This window comes from Neorhizobium galegae (genome assembly GCF_017877055.1).
GTDB lineage: Bacteria > Pseudomonadota > Alphaproteobacteria > Rhizobiales > Rhizobiaceae > Neorhizobium > Neorhizobium galegae_D.
In genome coordinates this window covers 749,604-763,720 of the sequence record NZ_JAGIPG010000003.1, presented here as the reverse complement: position 1 = coordinate 763,720, position 14,117 = coordinate 749,604, and the positions used below count along the sequence as shown (strand labels likewise).

Below are 14,117 nucleotides of genomic sequence, written 5' to 3'. Positions count from 1 at the left end.
CAGCCGAAAAAAGGCGATCCGGAGCTTCCGGTACCCGTCCCGATAGGCCTCCCCGAAGGAGGGGGCGCCGGCCCGATCCCCGCCGCCCTCTCTTGTTTGCGATCTGGCGATCAGCGGCAGACGCGGGTGGTCTTGACGACGACCCGGCCGTGGTAGCGGGTCTTCACCTTCTTGACCATGCAGTCGTGGCGGGGACGATGCGGACGATAGACTTCGCGGACGGTGTGACGCGGGGCGATCCGCTCATTGGTGGTGATGGTAACACTTGCGGCGTCGGATGGGCCGGCGACCGAGAGAATGGAAGAAATGGCCAGAGCCGATGCGAGAAGTAGGTTCTTCATTGGGTGTTTCCTCAATCTTTTGCGCGACATGAACGCAGGTTGAGGAAGGGGGTTCCACGGACGGGACTGAAGTCCTATGCCCGGCTGTTCAAATGACCGTTTGCCTATTCGACAGCGTAAACTCGCCGGCACCGGTCAAGGCGGAAAACAATCCTACCTCAGCAGTCCCTGGCCGCCGTCCACGTAGATCGGGGTGCCGGTTACATGCCGGGAGCGGTCGGAGGCGAGGAAGGCGATCACTTCGGCGACGTCCTCGCTCTTTCCCGGCTTGCCGTCGCTGATCGGAACCTGGCCCTGCGGCCATTTCACCGGAATTGCGGTTTCCTCCTCGTGGCGCAGATTGGTGTTTTCACTGATATTGGTCTCGATCTCGCCAGGGCAGACGGCGTTGACGCGGATGTGGTGCTTGCCGAGCTCCAGCGCCAGTTGCTGCACTATCGCCACCTGCGCGGCCTTGGTCGCGGTATAGGCGGTGGCGCCGGGTGTCGTGAACGTGCGGTTGCCGTTGATCGAGGAGACGACGATGATCGAGCCGGCGCCCTGTGCCTTCAGATGCGGCACGGTGAGGTGAAGCGTCAGATAGGTGCCGCGCAGGTTGACGGCGATCGTCCTGTCGAATTCTTCCGGTTTCAGGTCGTCGATCGGCGCCCAGACGCCGTTGATGCCCGCATTGGCGACGACGATGTCGAGCCGCCCGAATTTTTCCGCAAGCCGGTCGATCGCCTCGCGCATCTGGTTCTCATCGGAAACGTCTGCCACGAGCACCAGCGCCTCGCCGCCCGCCTCTTCTATTTCCCGGGCCGTGCCGTCAATTTCTCTTTTCGTGTGCCCGAGTACGCCAACCTTGGCGCCGTCTCCCGCGAGCTTCAGGGCCGCCGCCTTGCCGATCCCTGAACCTGCCCCCGTTACCAATGCCACCTGAGATTTGAGTTCCATCAGTCCATCCTGTCGCCGGATAGCGGCTTCTGCCGCGCGCAGACGAACGGCAGGGACGGGCTCAAGGTTCCGTGGGTCGGGCCGGATATTGTTCGTTGAGAATGCGCAGGCCTTCGGCGAATTTCGAGCCATCGCCGCCCATCTGGCGCATCTGGGCAAGATTGTCGGTAAGGTCGGCGCGTTTCACAGGCCGGGCGAGCGGGTTCTCGATCGAGCGGCGGACGAAGGCGAAATATTCCTCGCCGTCGCGCTTGCTCATCGCATCGACTGCATCGACGACCGCTTGTGAAAAGCCCTCTTCGCGCAGCCGCTCGAACGTCCAGCCGGGACCTTTCTCGACCACGTCATGCAGCCAGGCGACCTGCTTTTCGTTTTCGCCAGCCACGTTTTCAGCGACTCGTCTGACATGGTCGATGAATGGACCGCCGGTCTTCGACGACTGCCCTTCATGCGCCTGGGTCGCGATGGCGATCGCCTTGTCGATCTGTTCGGACATTTGTTTGTTTCCCTTCAGTTCGGCGGCCTCTCCAGGGGCGGTGCGCGACGACTGCGTCAATTGCGATCTTCTTCGAACTGCTGGATGGGAAGCGGGTTCAGCCAGTTCTCCCGGCGCTTCACCCATATCTCATAGACCGGTTCGAGATCGGTCGGCGCCATGTCGAGCGATCCGACACGAATCTCGATCTCGTCGCCGTCGCTCTCGTTGAAGACGCGCGAGCCGCATTCGGGGCAGAAGCCGCGTCCATGGAAATACCTGACCTCGCCTGTGCTTTCAAAGCCATGCCGCGGCCAGATGCCGAACGTGACGAAGCTCGAGCCGCTTTCCTTCCGGCAATCGGCGCAATGGCAGAGCCCGATCCTGAGCGGCGCATCCTTCACCGAATACCGCACCTTGCCGCAAAGGCAGCTTCCAGACCGGATGATCATGCTCGCTCCTCCTTCTTCCTCTCCCGGAAACGCAGTTAGGGCAGGGGAGGATGAAGGGAAGAGATCAGGCTGGTTCCGGGGCCGGGTCGACGGCGCTGGCCACGAGGGAGCCGGGATGGAACAGAACGGCTCAACCGGCGTTTGAAGCGGGCACTCAGATGGATGGTCGCCATGCGCTCCTTTCTTGCCTCCGCCGCATTCACCGCGTTTGCCTTTTCGCCGGGCTTGGCTCTGGCGGCCGAAGGCGATTTCTTGAAAACGCTTGCCGGCGACTGGAACGGCAACGGCACGGTTCTGACCCGCATCGGGGGCAGCCCCATCGATGTCACCTGCAGCTTCACCTCGACGGCCGGCGCGACCACCCTGTCGATGCGGGGAACCTGCCGCGGCCTGCTGGTCGTGCGGCGCAGCATATCAGCCGACCTCCGGGCTTCGGATCGGGGTTATCGTGGCACCTATGTCGGTCCATCGGGCCAGCCTTCGGTCCTTTCCGGCAACCGGCGAGGCAATGCGATCAATCTCGGCGTTCGCTGGGCAAGGGTAGTCAATGGTGATCGGACGGCCAACATGAGCATCGAGAGGGTCGGCAACGATCGCCTCAGGCTCCAGACCATCGACAAGGATCTTTCGAGCGGCAAATCGGTGGTCACCAGCCGTATCGATCTCAGCCGCTGACCGACCTCACGCCAGCGTCTGCCTTTACTCCACCTGGCCGAGCTTGCCGGGGTTCATGATGCCCTTGGGGTCGAGGGCTGCCTTGATGGCGTTCATCATATCGACGGCATCGCCATGTTCGCGGCGGAGATATTTCAGCTTGGAAATGCCGATCCCGTGTTCGCCGCTGAACGTGCCACCCATGTCGATGGCGCGCTGGTAGAGGCGTTCGGCAAGGCGTTCCGCTTCCGCAAGCTCCTCTGGGATTTCCGGCTTGATCAGGTAGCCGACATGGAAATTGCCGTCACCCACATGGCCGATGATCTTACCGATCACGAAGGAGTTGTCGATGTCCTCGCGGGCGGCGAGCACCGCTTCGGCAAGCCGCGAGATCGGCACGCAGACATCTGTCGTGAAGGCCTTGCAGCCGGGGCGCAGCGTCTGGTTGGAATAGATCGTCTCATGGCGGGCCTTCCACAGCCGTTCGCGGTCTTCGGTGCGGGTCGACCACTGGAAATCGGATCCGCCGAGATCGGCGGCGATTTCGGCCACGGTGTTCGACTGTTCCTCCACCCAGCGCGGACTGCCGTGGAATTCCAGAAACAGGGTCGGCGCGAGTTTCAGGGTGAGGCCGGCATGCCGGTTTGCTGCCTCGACGGCGACCTCATCGAGGAATTCGATGCGGGCGACAGGAATGCCGCTCTGGATGGTCGCAACGACGGCTTCCACCGCGCCGCGCATCGTCTCGAAGGCGCAGACCGCCGAGGCGATGGTCTCCGGGATAGGGTGCAGCCTGACGGTGACTTCAGTGATGACGCCGAGCGTGCCTTCGGCGCCGACGAACAGCTTGGTCAGGTCGTAACCCGTCGAGGACTTTTTCGTCCGGCGGCCGGTGCTGATGATCTTGCCCTGGGGCGTGACGACGCGCAGCGCCAGCACGTTTTCGCGCATCGTGCCATAGCGGACGGCCGTGGTGCCGGAGGCCCGCGTCGAGGCCATGCCGCCGAGCGAGGCGTCGGCGCCGGGATCTACGGGGAAGAACAGGCCGGTATCGCGGATATGGGCGTTGAGCTGCTTGCGGGTTACGCCCGCCTGCACCTGCGCGTCGAAATCCTCGTGGTTGACCTGGACTATTCTGTTCATGCGGGTGAGATCCAACGAGATGCCGCCCTTCAGCGGGATCGTATGCCCCTCCATCGAGGAGCCCGCCGCAAACGGGGTCACGGGAATGCCCGCTTCGAAACAGGCGGAGACGACGCGCGCCACCTCGTCCTCGCTTTCGGCATAGACGACCGCATCCGGCAGCCGCGTCGGCTGGCGGGACATGTCGTGGCCGTGATGCTCGCGCACCGCTTCCGTGGTCGAGAGCCGGTCGCCGAAGTGGAGCCTCAGGGCGTCGATGGTGGACTGCAGACTGGGCTCGGTCATTTCTTCTCACCCGTCAGCATGCGGTGGTAGCGTGACCGGGCGATTTCCTGCCGTGTGATGAATTCCAGCAGAACCGGCACGCCTTGTCTGGTCTGCTCGATGCCGCGCTTGATCGCCGGGATGATCTCACTCGGTTCGGTGACGCGTTCGCCGTAGCCACCAAGCGCGCGGGCGAAGGCGGCATAATCGCCGGAAATGTCGGTGGAGCGGTATTTTTCCGTCGACACCTTCATGATCGGCAGTTCCATCGCCATTGAGAAATTGTTGAGCAGGATTGACAGGATTGGCAGGCGTTCGCGCACCGCGGTTTCGAAATCCATGCCGGTAAAGCCGATCGCGGCATCGCCCCAGACGTTGATGCAGAGCTTGTCCGGATGCATCAGCTTGGCGCCCATGGCAAGGCCGAGGCCATAACCGAGCTGGGTCGTCTTGCCCCAGCCGATATAGGTGAGCGGCTTGACCGATTTCCAGAACGGCGAAAGCTGGTCGCGCGGGCTGCCGGCATCATGGGTGATGATGGTGTTTTCGATATCGACGGTGTGCTGCAGGTCCCAGAGAACGCGGTAGGGCGACAGCGGCGCTTCGGGCGCGGTAAGCTTCGGCATCCATTCCGCCAGCCATTCGGCCTGGATCCTGGCGATCTCGGCGGCAACTTCGGTGTGGTCGCGCGCCTTGACCTTGCGGGCTTCGAGCTCGGCGAGAACCGCGTCGAGCGTCAGCGCCGCATCTCCGACCAGCGCCACCTTGGCTTCGATATCCTTGTTGACGTGGTCGGGATCGAGCGTCGCGTGGATGACGGTCTTGTCGAGCGGCATCTGCACGCCGAAGGCGGTCTCGGTGAACGAGCAGCCGATGCCGAAGATCAGGTCCGATGTGTCGAGGAAGTGGCGAAGCGTCTTGGAGATCGCCGCACCACCGGCGCCGACGGAGAGCGGGTGGGTTTCCGGAAATGCGCTCTTGCCTTCAAGGCTGGTCGAGACGGGGATCGCCAGCAGTTCAGCGAGCTGTTTCAACTGCGGCCAAGCTTCGGCATAATGGATGCCCTGGCCGGCGTAGAGGATCGGGCGCTTGGCAGCGAGCAGCAGATCGACCGCGTCGCGCACGGCAGCCGGGTCCGGCCCGTAGCGGGTGGACAGAACCGGCCGATAGTTCAGAGGTTCGGGCACTTCGTCCTGCCACATGTCGTTCGGGATCTCGATCAGAACCGGACCGCCGCGGCCGTTGCGCAGTTTAGAGAAGGCGCGGCGGAAGATGTTGGGGATTTCGGCAGCCGAGGTGATCGGCTCGGCGGACTTGGTGATGTCGCGCATCGAGCGGGTCGCGTTGTAGTTTGGGTCGATATGCGCGACGCGGCGCTCGTAACCCATGGGCAGCACCAGCAGCGGCACCGATTCCGAATAGGCCTGGGCAATGCCGCCATAGGCGTTTTCGGTACCTGGTCCGAGCTGCATGGCGAAGACGCCGATCGTCTTGCCGGAGCTCAACCGCGACATGGCGTCGGCCATATGCAGGCCATGACGCTCCTGGCGCACGATGATCGGGCGGACATCGGCCATGGCCGCGTGTTCCAGAACATGGTTCACCGGGTAACCGCAGATGACCTCGATCCCCTCGCGCTTCAGGATTTCCACGATGGCGTCGGCAACTTTCATGGGTTTCTCCTCCCCGGAGACATGGTCGATTAGAGGTGAGGTTGGAAATCTTCCGCCGTCCAGGCACCGGGATGGCGCACGGGCGCTCGGCGGGCCTCTTCAGTATTCAGCAGCCCGCTCTGGCCGAGCGTGATGCGGTATTCTTCAATGAAGGCCTGCGCCATATGGGTGGCGCCATGGTCTCCGAGTGCGGCAAGGCCGAGCATGAAGGCACGACCGGCAAAGGACGAATGGGCACCGCAGGCAATCGCGCGCATCATGTCGACGCCGGAGACGACGCCGCTGTCGAACAGCACGGTGCCGCGCGTGCCCACGGTGCGGGCAATCTCCGGCAGTACGTCGATCGTCGCCGGTGCCGCATCGAACTGGCGGCCGCCGTGGTTGGAGACGACGACACCGTTCAAGCCGAGTTCCAGCGCCTTTTCGGCATCTGCCGGGTGCATGACGCCCTTGACCATCATCGGCCCGGGCCACGTGTCGCGCAGACGGGCGATCTGTTCCCACGGAAAGCCGCCGCCGATATGTTTCTGCACGAAGGCGGAGGTGGTCACCCGGTCCGGCGCGCCGGCGAAACCAGCCATGTTGGCGAAGGTCGGCATGCCCTTGCGGCGGATCGCGTCCAGCCAGAAGGGGGCCGCGGCCGCGGCCAACATCGTCTTCGGCGTCAGCTTGAAAGGCATGGTGAGGCCGTTGCGAAGATCCCGCGGCCGCTTTGCGCGCACCGGCACATCCAGTGTCGCGACCAGTACCCTGGCGCCCGCGACACGGGCGCGCTCGGCCATTTCCAGGCTGTACTGGTGATTGTTCGGTGCCATCGGGTACAGCTGGAACCACGTGACGTCAGACGCCCATTCCACCACCTTCTCAATGGTCGAGCAGGCAAGCGTGCCGACCATGTAGGGGATATTGTGGGCCTGCGCGGCCTTGGCGAAACGTTCGGTCGCACCCGGCCACATCATGCCGTCGAAGCCGATCGGCGAGATGCCGATCGGGGCGGCGTAACGATGGCCGAAAAGCTCGACCGAGGCATCGACCTTGGATACGTCGATGCCGTAGCGCGGAACGATTTCCACCGCTTGCAGCGCAGTCCGGTTTCGGTTGAGGCCGGTTTCATCCCCGGCGCCGCCCTGCAGAAATTCATAGGCGAAACGCGGAAGCCGCCATTTCGCCCGTTTCTCGAGATCCCCGACCATCGGATAACGCCGGCGGAGTTCGGCCAGCGTCTCTATCGTCCTTGCGTCGTCTCCGGCTCCCCCCATGACGACGCCTCTTAGTAGGAGACCATGACTTCGAGCATGGCCTGCCGGCCGCTCTTGGTCGCGGTAAGCGCCCGCTGCAGCGCCGCCGGCAGGTCGGCACCCGTCTCGACGCGTTCGGCATGGGCACCGTGGGCGCGAGCGATGGCCGCATAGTCCGGGGCCGGGTCGAGCGCGGTGATCGGCATGGTGTTGGCGGTCGCGGCGCTGCCGTCCGGATACATGTAAAGCGTCGAGCGGCGCACGGCGTTCCAGATGCCGTTGTTGAAGACGATCGTCAGCAGCGGCAGCTTCAGCGCGGTTGCCGTCTGGTGGCAGGCGACAGGGTTGGCGAACATGTAGGAACCGTCGCCGATCGTGGCGATCACCTGGCGGCTACGGTCGCCGAGCTGGGCGCCGAGTGCTGCGGTGAGGCCGAAGCCGAGACCGCCGGAAAGCGGGGTCGAGAAGTAGGACTTCGGATATCTGAAGCTCATCACCGAGGGATCGATGCCGAGTTCGTTTACGATAGTCGTTTTCTCGTCCATGATATCGGAGACGCAGCGGCTGACGAAGGCCGGCGTCATCGGCGAACCATTGCCCATGGCGGCGCGCCTGTCGGCGGCTTCGGCCTGGGCTGCCTTGATCTTCGCCCACTTCTCGCGACGTTCGGAGAAGGTTTCGCTGGCCGACACACGTTCGGCCATGGCTGCGGCAAGGGCTGCGATCGTCTTGTTGGTGCCGCCGGCAAGCGCGATGTCGATCTCGAAGCTGCGGATCGGCACGCGGCTATGCTGCGGGTCCGGACCGATGGCGATAACCTTGGCGCCTTCCGCAAGGCCCGTATGATCGGATATCCACGGCACGGCGGCATTGATGACGACGACGACGTCGGCTTCCTTCAGCACTTGGGTGGAGTCCCGCCCGATCATCATCGGGTGGTCGCTCGGCAGTGCCAGGCGGGTCGCCCACATTTCGACGGTCGGCAGCGCGAATTTCTCGACGAAACCGGCGAGCGGTTCGAAATCCGGTGCCAGTTCCGGGCTCTGGGTGATGACCAGCGGGCTCTTCGCCTTGGAAAGCAGGTCGGCAGCTTCAGCAACCAGCGCCGGATCGGCCGGGCCGAAGGTCGTCGGAGTGACCGTCGAGCGCTGATTGGTCTCGATTTGGGCGCCTTCGGCCAGCGCCTCGCGCGGCAGGCTCAAATAAACCGGGCCACGCGGCTCGCTCATGGCGATGCTCACGGCGCGGTCGATGACGATGCCCGCCTGTTCCGGGTAGCGCAGCTCGTAATCCCACTTGACCACTTCGCGGACCATGCCGCCCTGGTCGAACATTTCCTGGCCCCAGTGGATCGGCGAGGAACGCGAGCCGAAGCGGCCCGCCTCGGTGATCGGCGTACGACCGGAGAACATCATGACAGGCACGTTTTCGGAGCGGGCGTTGATCAGGCCCATGACCGAGTTTGCAAGACCGACATTGACGTGGACGATGACGCCGGCAGGCTTGCTGGTCATCAGGTAATAGCCATGCGCCATGCCGACCGCGACACCCTCATGCGGGATGACCAGGGCTTCCGGCATCTTCAGGCCGCTTTCCGGCTGGCGCGCATAGGCCTCGATGATCGACGGAAAGTCGGTGCCGCCATTGGCGAACAGGACATCGATGCCGGCGGCCTTCATGTGGGTCAGCACGGCCTCGGCGGCGAATGTCCCGGTCGGTTTTTCGTGTTTCATAACTCTCGTCCTCTTGGAGCTTTTTTGGACCTGAACCGGATCAGGTGATGCTGACCGTCTTGGTGACCATATAGGCCTCGACGCCCTCGATCCCGACTTCGGAACCGTGGCCGCTTGCCTTCACCCCGCCGAACGGGGTTTCCGGCATGGAGATGTTGAAGGAATTGATGCCGACCATGCCCGCTTCCAGCGCATCGGAAAGTTTTGCGATGGTCTTGTGCGAATTGGAGAAGGCATAGGCGGCGAGGCCGTAAGGCAGTTCGTTCGCCTTGGTGACCGCGTCGTCAAAATCCGAGAAGCGGTTGAGCACGGCAACCGGGCCGAACGGCTCCTCGCTCATGATCCGCGCGTCGCTCGGCACGTCTGCGAGAACGGTTGGGGCAAAGTAGAAACCCTCGTTATTGACGCGATGACCGCCGGAGAGCAGCTTGGCGCCCTTGGAGGTCGCGTCCTGCACCAGCGCCTCGATCGCGTCGCGGCGGCGGCCGTGGACGAGCGGACCCATGCCGGTTGCCGGATCGAGGCCGTCGCCGACCTTGATCTTGCCGGCACGCTCGGCAAAACCGGCGCAGAAGGCATCATAGGACTTTTCCTGCACGTAGAAGCGGGTCGGAGAAACACAGACCTGGCCGCCGTTGCGGTATTTGCGCTGCACCGACATGTCGAGCGCGGCCGTCTGGTCGGCATCGTCGAAGACAAGCACCGGCGCATGGCCGCCGAGTTCCATCGTGGTGCGCTTCAAGCTTTCCGAAGCAAGCCGGATCAGGTGCTGACCGACCGGGACCGAGCCGGTGAACGAGATCTTGCGGATGATCGGCGAGGCGAGCAGGTGGCGGGAGATGAAGTCCGGCACGCCATAGACGACGGCGATGACGCCGGCCGGCACACCTGCATCGATGAGGCACTGGGCAACTGCTGCGGCCGAAGCCGGGGCCTCTTCGCCGGGCTTGTAGATCATCGTGCAACCGGCTGCGAGCGCCGAGCCCATCTTGCGGGCGGCATTGCCGACGGGAAAGTTCCAGGCGGAGAAGCCGGCAGTCGGGCCGACCGGTTCCTTGACGACCTGGAAGCGGGTTTCGCCGATCCGTCCGGGAATGACGCGGCCATAGGTGCGGCGGCCTTCCTCGGCGAACCACTCCATTTCTTCGGTGGCGAAATGGGTTTCCAGCCGTGCCTCGGCGATCGGCTTGCCCATTTCGAGCGTCGCAAGAGTAGCGATCTCTTCCTGCCGGTCGTGCATCAACTGTGCTGCGCGCTTCAGAATGCGTCCACGCTCGCGTGGACTGGTGGCGCGCCACGCCGGGAAGGCGCGCTTGGCGGCTTCGAGCGCCCGATCGAGATCCTCGACCGTTGCATGCGGCACCACGCCGATCGCCTTTTCGGTCGCCGGATTGATGAGCGGTTGCGTCTTGCGGTCGCCATTCTCCAGCCAGACGCCGTCGATCAGCAGCCGTGCGGACTGGTAGGCCTCGGAAGAGGGGGCGGGATTGGTCGCGATATTCATGATGGTTTCCTCCTGCGTCATGAGACGAGTGCGTTTGGCATTCGTCAATTTCGGGCTTTTCTCGAGCCCCGCTCTCTCATCCCTCTCCAAGGAGATAAAGCAGGGAGCCTGATATTGTCAATTACGACATTTCGCGCAGCCTAGATGGCGACCGTGCCTCCGTCGATCGGGATCACCGCGCCGGTCATGAAGCTCGAGGCCTTCGATGCCAAAAGTAGCGCGAGGCCCATGATCTCGTCCGTCTCGGCGATGCGGCCGAGCGGTACGGTGTCGGCGAAGGCCTTCTCGATTTCCGGTTCGCGGATGCGCCCGCCGGCGATATTGGTGCGGAAGGGGCCGGGCGCGATGCCGTTGACCAGCACGTTGTAAGGTGCCAGTTCCCAGGAAGCCTGCTTGACGAGGTTGACGACGGCGCCCTTGCTGGAGGCATAGGCGTAACCGGTCATGGGGTCGCCGCGCAGGCCGGCAATCGAGGCGATTGCGACGATGCGGCCGCTTTTCTGCTTCTTCATATGCTTGGCGGCCGATTGAATGGCGACGAAGGTGGCGGTGAGGTTCACGTCCACCACCTTGTTCCACAACTCGTCACTGACATTCTCGATCGCGCCGGCCTCGGTGCGGGAATTGGGGCCGCCGCTGATGCCTGCATTGGCAACGAGGATATCGAGGTGTCCGTGCTTTTCGGCGATGCCGTCGATCGTCTCGCGCAGGCTCGCGCTGGCGGAAACATCGACCTTATGGGTTTCGGCGGAAAAGCGCTGGCCGTTCAGCCATTGATAGGCGGCGGCGAGGGTCTCGGCGTTGAGATCGAGCAACGCTACATGCGCGCCATTGGCGGCCAGCGCCTTGGTGATCGCAAGCCCCAGGCCGCTCGCAGCGCCCGTCACGATCGCTACCTGACCGTGGAGATCAAACAGTTTTTCGGCCTGCATTCCTATCCTCCCTCCGAACCGGGCGAGCATGACCCTCCCCACCCGAGCGGCGCCTACTTTGTATGCAATTACCGAAGATGCAAGTTAGAAATTTGCTATTATCAATCAAAATTTGACAGAATCATATTGACCCATCTGTCAAGGTTATACAGATTGGCCCCAAGGGAGGCCTTCGGGCGGGTGCAGAGGAGCGCTTCCCGCCTGCGGTAAACGGCACTTGGGAGGGCGGAAACCGATGAGCTTTACCGAAAGTACGGAGACGATAACCGGCTGCAAAGTCCGGTTCATGCGGAAAGGGACTGGTGCGCCACTCCTGTTCCTGCATGGCGCGAGCGGCGCCTCGCGCTGGCTGCCCTTCATGGAGAAGCTCTCCGAAACCCATGAGGTCATCGTACCGGAACATCCGGGTTTTGGCGCCTCCGACAGTCCCGAATGGCTCGACAACATTTCGGACCTCGCCTTCTTTTATCTGGATGTCTTCGATCACCTCGACCTTGAGAAGGTCAACCTTGTCGGCACGTCGATCGGCGGCTGGCTGGCGGCCGAGATCGCCATCCGCAATGCGACCAAGCTCAGTTCCCTGACCGTCGTGGCGCCCGCCGGCATCCGGGTGAAGGGCGTGCGCAAGGGGGACGTCTTCATGTGGAACCCGGAGGAGACGGCCCGCAACCTCTTCCACGACCAGGCATTTGCAGAAGCGATGCTGGCGGCCCCGCCGCCGTCGAAGGAAGAGATGGAAATCCTTCTCAGGAACAAGCTCACGTCGGCCAAGCTCGCCTGGGAGCCGCGATTCCTCAATCCGGACCTGCACAAGTGGCTGCACCGTATTTCTGTGCCGACGCTGATCGTCTGGGGCGACGACGACAAGGCGATGCCGGTCGGTTACGCTCCGGCCTGGCGCGATCTCATTCCAAATTCGCGGCTTGAGATCATCGAGAACTGCGGACATGTCCCGCAGATCGAAAAGGCCGACCGTTTCGTCGAACTGGTCAGTGGCTTCATCGGGGAGGTTACGCGATGAAATTCTACTTCATGCACCTGATGCCCTATGCGGATCTCGATCTGTCCTATGACGAGAAGCACAATTCGGCGTGGGTCACCCTGCCGAATACCTATTACGACCCGAAGAAGGGCCACCAGCTCTACAATCGTTATCTGGACGAGCTCGAATATGCCGACCAGCTCGGTTTCGACGGCATCTGCGTCAACGAGCACCATTCGAACGCCTACGGCCTGATGCCGATCCCCGGCGTCATGGCCGGCGCGCTCGCCCGCCGCACCAAGAACGTCAAGATCGCCATTCTCGGGCGCGCCCTGCCGCTCCTGAACAACCCGCTCACCATCGCGGAAGAATTCGCGATGGTCGACAACATCACCGGCGGCCGCCTGATCGCCGGCATGGTGCGCGGCATCGGCGCCGAATACCATTCCTGGGGCGTCAATCCGGCGTTTTCGCACGAGCGGTTCCAGGAAGCCCATGACCTGATCCTGCAGGCCTGGACAAAGCCCGGCCCGAGCGTCTTCGAGGGCAAGCACTACAATTTCGAATACGTGAACGTCTGGCCGCGGGTCTACCAGGACAATCCGCATCCGCCGATCTGGATCCCGAGCCAGGGTTCCAGCGAGACGATCGAATGGGCCGCCCATCCGGACCGCAAATATACCTATCTCCAGACCTTCGCCTCGGTGGCGACCGTCGCCCGCTACATGAAGATGTACAAGGACGTCGCCGCCGGTTACGGCTACGAGGCGACCGAGGACCAGCTCGGCTGGTCGCTGCCGCTCTACGTCGCCGAGACCGACGAGATCGCCCGCCGGGAAGCCAAGGAGCATATCGAGGCCTTCCTGCAGAAGTTTCTGCGCATGCCGATGGAGATGCTGCTGCCGCCCGGCTACACCTCGGTGAAGTCGATGGTCGGAGCGATGTCGGCCAAGGCCGGCCATTCGATGAAGCAGACGATCGACAGCGTCATCGAAGAGGGCAAGTTCATCTGCGGCAGTCCGGCGACGGTGCGCGAGAAGCTGGAAGAATACCAGGCCCAGATCGGCTTCGGCCATCTGCTCACGCTTCTGCAGTTCGGTACGCTGCCCGCCGAGCTAACCCGCAAAAACATGGAGATCTACTCCAAGGAGGTTATGCCGTATCTGCGCAACGTGACCGCCAGGCGGGTGGCTTGAGGAGGAGATGCCGATTTGATGATTTTGATAAGGCTATGAGGCCTTTGGGCGTAGTCATATCACCCAAGGTTCATCTTGATGTGCGGTCGCGATTGTCGTCATTTGAGGCGCAGGACCGCACAATTGTCACCCCCCAGTCGCTGCGGTCTTAGCGGCCGGCGCCCCAAAAGCCGGCCGCTCCCCTGGGGGCTATACCCCTTGTGCTAGGTCTTTTGGACGAATTGAGGACTTCCCAGTCCGGAGTACAATACCGTTCTCCTAAGTCGAGCGTAGAAGAGGTTACGTCTTAGGAGGGGCCCGCGCAGGGGGAAAAGGCGCGGGCCTTTTATTTTGCAGCACAGCATCAAAAAGGTGATGCTATTTGCCAAATTTCATGCATGTTCGCCGCGGGCTGGGGCGAGACATGATTCCAAAAAACAACGATGGATGCTCGGATGATCTTCCGAACGGAGACGATTATTCAGAGCTTACCGATGGCGAACTCCAAGAGTTCGCTTTTGTGCTGATCGAGGCACTGACAATTCCGCCGCTGTCGGCCTGTACCAGGTCGGGCGTTGCGGAGCTTGCCCCACAACAGGAATGAGGGGGGAGGTA

General features: G+C 62.8%; 14 protein-coding genes. 4 read left to right on the top strand and 10 right to left on the bottom strand.

Annotated elements, in window-relative coordinates; genetic code table 11:
* Window positions 1-110 precede the first annotated feature (110 nt).
* The 4 genes from J2857_RS22720 to J2857_RS22705 all read right to left on the bottom strand — a co-directional run bounded on the left by J2857_RS22720 (window position 111) and on the right by J2857_RS22705 (window position 2,204).
* Entirely contained in the window at window positions 111-341 is a 231-nt protein-coding gene (locus J2857_RS22720) for a hypothetical protein (RefSeq protein ID WP_210012338.1), read from the bottom strand.
* Window positions 342-494: 153 nt separating this feature from the next.
* A complete protein-coding gene (locus tag J2857_RS22715) occupies window positions 495-1,277 on the bottom strand; it encodes an SDR family oxidoreductase (protein ID WP_210012337.1) in 783 nt (260 codons plus the stop codon).
* 61 nt (window positions 1,278-1,338) lie between these two features.
* Entirely contained in the window at window positions 1,339-1,773 is a 435-nt protein-coding gene (locus tag J2857_RS22710; protein WP_210012336.1) for an HD domain-containing protein, read from the bottom strand.
* Between the two features lie 56 nt (window positions 1,774-1,829).
* Entirely contained in the window at window positions 1,830-2,204 is a 375-nt protein-coding gene (locus J2857_RS22705; protein ID WP_210012335.1) for a GFA family protein, read from the bottom strand.
* Between the two features lie 171 nt (window positions 2,205-2,375).
* Between J2857_RS22705 and J2857_RS22700 the strand changes: the two genes are divergently transcribed.
* Window positions 2,376-2,879 (top strand): hypothetical protein, encoded by a 504-nt coding sequence (locus J2857_RS22700; protein ID WP_210012334.1) that lies wholly within the window; start codon window positions 2,376-2,378, stop codon window positions 2,877-2,879.
* Window positions 2,880-2,903: 24 nt separating this feature from the next.
* Here J2857_RS22700 and J2857_RS22695 read toward each other — a convergent pair whose 3' ends face one another.
* The 6 genes from J2857_RS22695 to J2857_RS22670 all read right to left on the bottom strand — a co-directional run bounded on the left by J2857_RS22695 (window position 2,904) and on the right by J2857_RS22670 (window position 11,345).
* Window positions 2,904-4,286, bottom strand: coding sequence for an FAD-binding oxidoreductase (locus J2857_RS22695; RefSeq protein ID WP_210012333.1), 1,383 nt, complete (start codon window positions 4,284-4,286; stop codon window positions 2,904-2,906).
* Window positions 4,283-5,968: a thiamine pyrophosphate-requiring protein gene (locus J2857_RS22690; RefSeq protein ID WP_306868657.1), complete on the bottom strand. Its 1,686-nt coding sequence runs from the start codon at window positions 5,966-5,968 to the stop codon at window positions 4,283-4,285. Before J2857_RS22690 ends, J2857_RS22695 begins: the two co-directional genes overlap by 4 nt.
* Entirely contained in the window at window positions 5,968-7,197 is a 1,230-nt protein-coding gene (locus J2857_RS22685) for an alpha-hydroxy acid oxidase (protein WP_210012331.1), read from the bottom strand. The genes J2857_RS22690 and J2857_RS22685 overlap by 1 nt, the downstream gene beginning before the upstream one ends.
* 11 nt (window positions 7,198-7,208) lie before the next feature.
* Window positions 7,209-8,909 carry a thiamine pyrophosphate-requiring protein gene (locus tag J2857_RS22680; RefSeq protein ID WP_210012330.1) on the bottom strand — a complete coding sequence of 567 codons (1,701 nt, stop codon included), beginning with the start codon at window positions 8,907-8,909 and terminating at the stop codon, window positions 7,209-7,211.
* Window positions 8,910-8,949: 40 nt separating this feature from the next.
* Window positions 8,950-10,413: an NAD-dependent succinate-semialdehyde dehydrogenase gene (locus tag J2857_RS22675; RefSeq protein WP_210012329.1), complete on the bottom strand. Its 1,464-nt coding sequence runs from the start codon at window positions 10,411-10,413 to the stop codon at window positions 8,950-8,952.
* 140 nt (window positions 10,414-10,553) lie between these two features.
* The gene (locus tag J2857_RS22670) at window positions 10,554-11,345 is read right to left on the bottom strand and encodes an SDR family NAD(P)-dependent oxidoreductase (protein WP_210012328.1); all 792 of its coding nucleotides are present in this window, start codon (window positions 11,343-11,345) and stop codon (window positions 10,554-10,556) included.
* Between the two features lie 235 nt (window positions 11,346-11,580).
* On the opposite strand from J2857_RS22670, the gene J2857_RS22665 reads away from it, so the two are divergent.
* The 3 genes from J2857_RS22665 to J2857_RS22655 all read left to right on the top strand — a co-directional run bounded on the left by J2857_RS22665 (window position 11,581) and on the right by J2857_RS22655 (window position 14,106).
* Window positions 11,581-12,366 carry an alpha/beta fold hydrolase gene (locus tag J2857_RS22665; protein WP_210012327.1) on the top strand — a complete coding sequence of 262 codons (786 nt, stop codon included), beginning with the start codon at window positions 11,581-11,583 and terminating at the stop codon, window positions 12,364-12,366.
* Window positions 12,363-13,523, top strand: coding sequence for an LLM class flavin-dependent oxidoreductase (locus J2857_RS22660; RefSeq protein WP_210012326.1), 1,161 nt, complete (start codon window positions 12,363-12,365; stop codon window positions 13,521-13,523). The genes J2857_RS22665 and J2857_RS22660 overlap by 4 nt, the downstream gene beginning before the upstream one ends.
* A gap of 403 nt (window positions 13,524-13,926) precedes the next feature.
* Window positions 13,927-14,106, top strand: coding sequence for a hypothetical protein (locus J2857_RS22655; RefSeq protein WP_210012325.1), 180 nt, complete (start codon window positions 13,927-13,929; stop codon window positions 14,104-14,106).
* Window positions 14,107-14,117 lie beyond the last annotated feature (11 nt).

Coding starts and splice junctions, on each gene's coding strand:
- J2857_RS22670 (WP_210012328.1), bottom strand. CDS start 11,345: ATGCAGGCCGAAAAACTGTTTGATCTCCACGGTCAGGTAGCGATCGTG.
- J2857_RS22710 (WP_210012336.1), bottom strand. CDS start 1,773: ATGTCCGAACAGATCGACAAGGCGATCGCCATCGCGACCCAGGCGCAT.
- J2857_RS22675 (WP_210012329.1), bottom strand. CDS start 10,413: ATGAATATCGCGACCAATCCCGCCCCCTCTTCCGAGGCCTACCAGTCC.
- J2857_RS22715 (WP_210012337.1), bottom strand. CDS start 1,277: ATGGAACTCAAATCTCAGGTGGCATTGGTAACGGGGGCAGGTTCAGGG.
- J2857_RS22695 (WP_210012333.1), bottom strand. CDS start 4,286: ATGACCGAGCCCAGTCTGCAGTCCACCATCGACGCCCTGAGGCTCCAC.
- J2857_RS22680 (WP_210012330.1), bottom strand. CDS start 8,909: ATGAAACACGAAAAACCGACCGGGACATTCGCCGCCGAGGCCGTGCTG.
- J2857_RS22655 (WP_210012325.1), top strand. CDS start 13,927: ATGATTCCAAAAAACAACGATGGATGCTCGGATGATCTTCCGAACGGA.
- J2857_RS22705 (WP_210012335.1), bottom strand. CDS start 2,204: ATGATCATCCGGTCTGGAAGCTGCCTTTGCGGCAAGGTGCGGTATTCG.
- J2857_RS22660 (WP_210012326.1), top strand. CDS start 12,363: ATGAAATTCTACTTCATGCACCTGATGCCCTATGCGGATCTCGATCTG.
- J2857_RS22685 (WP_210012331.1), bottom strand. CDS start 7,197: ATGGGGGGAGCCGGAGACGACGCAAGGACGATAGAGACGCTGGCCGAA.
- J2857_RS22720 (WP_210012338.1), bottom strand. CDS start 341: ATGAAGAACCTACTTCTCGCATCGGCTCTGGCCATTTCTTCCATTCTC.
- J2857_RS22700 (WP_210012334.1), top strand. CDS start 2,376: ATGCGCTCCTTTCTTGCCTCCGCCGCATTCACCGCGTTTGCCTTTTCG.
- J2857_RS22665 (WP_210012327.1), top strand. CDS start 11,581: ATGAGCTTTACCGAAAGTACGGAGACGATAACCGGCTGCAAAGTCCGG.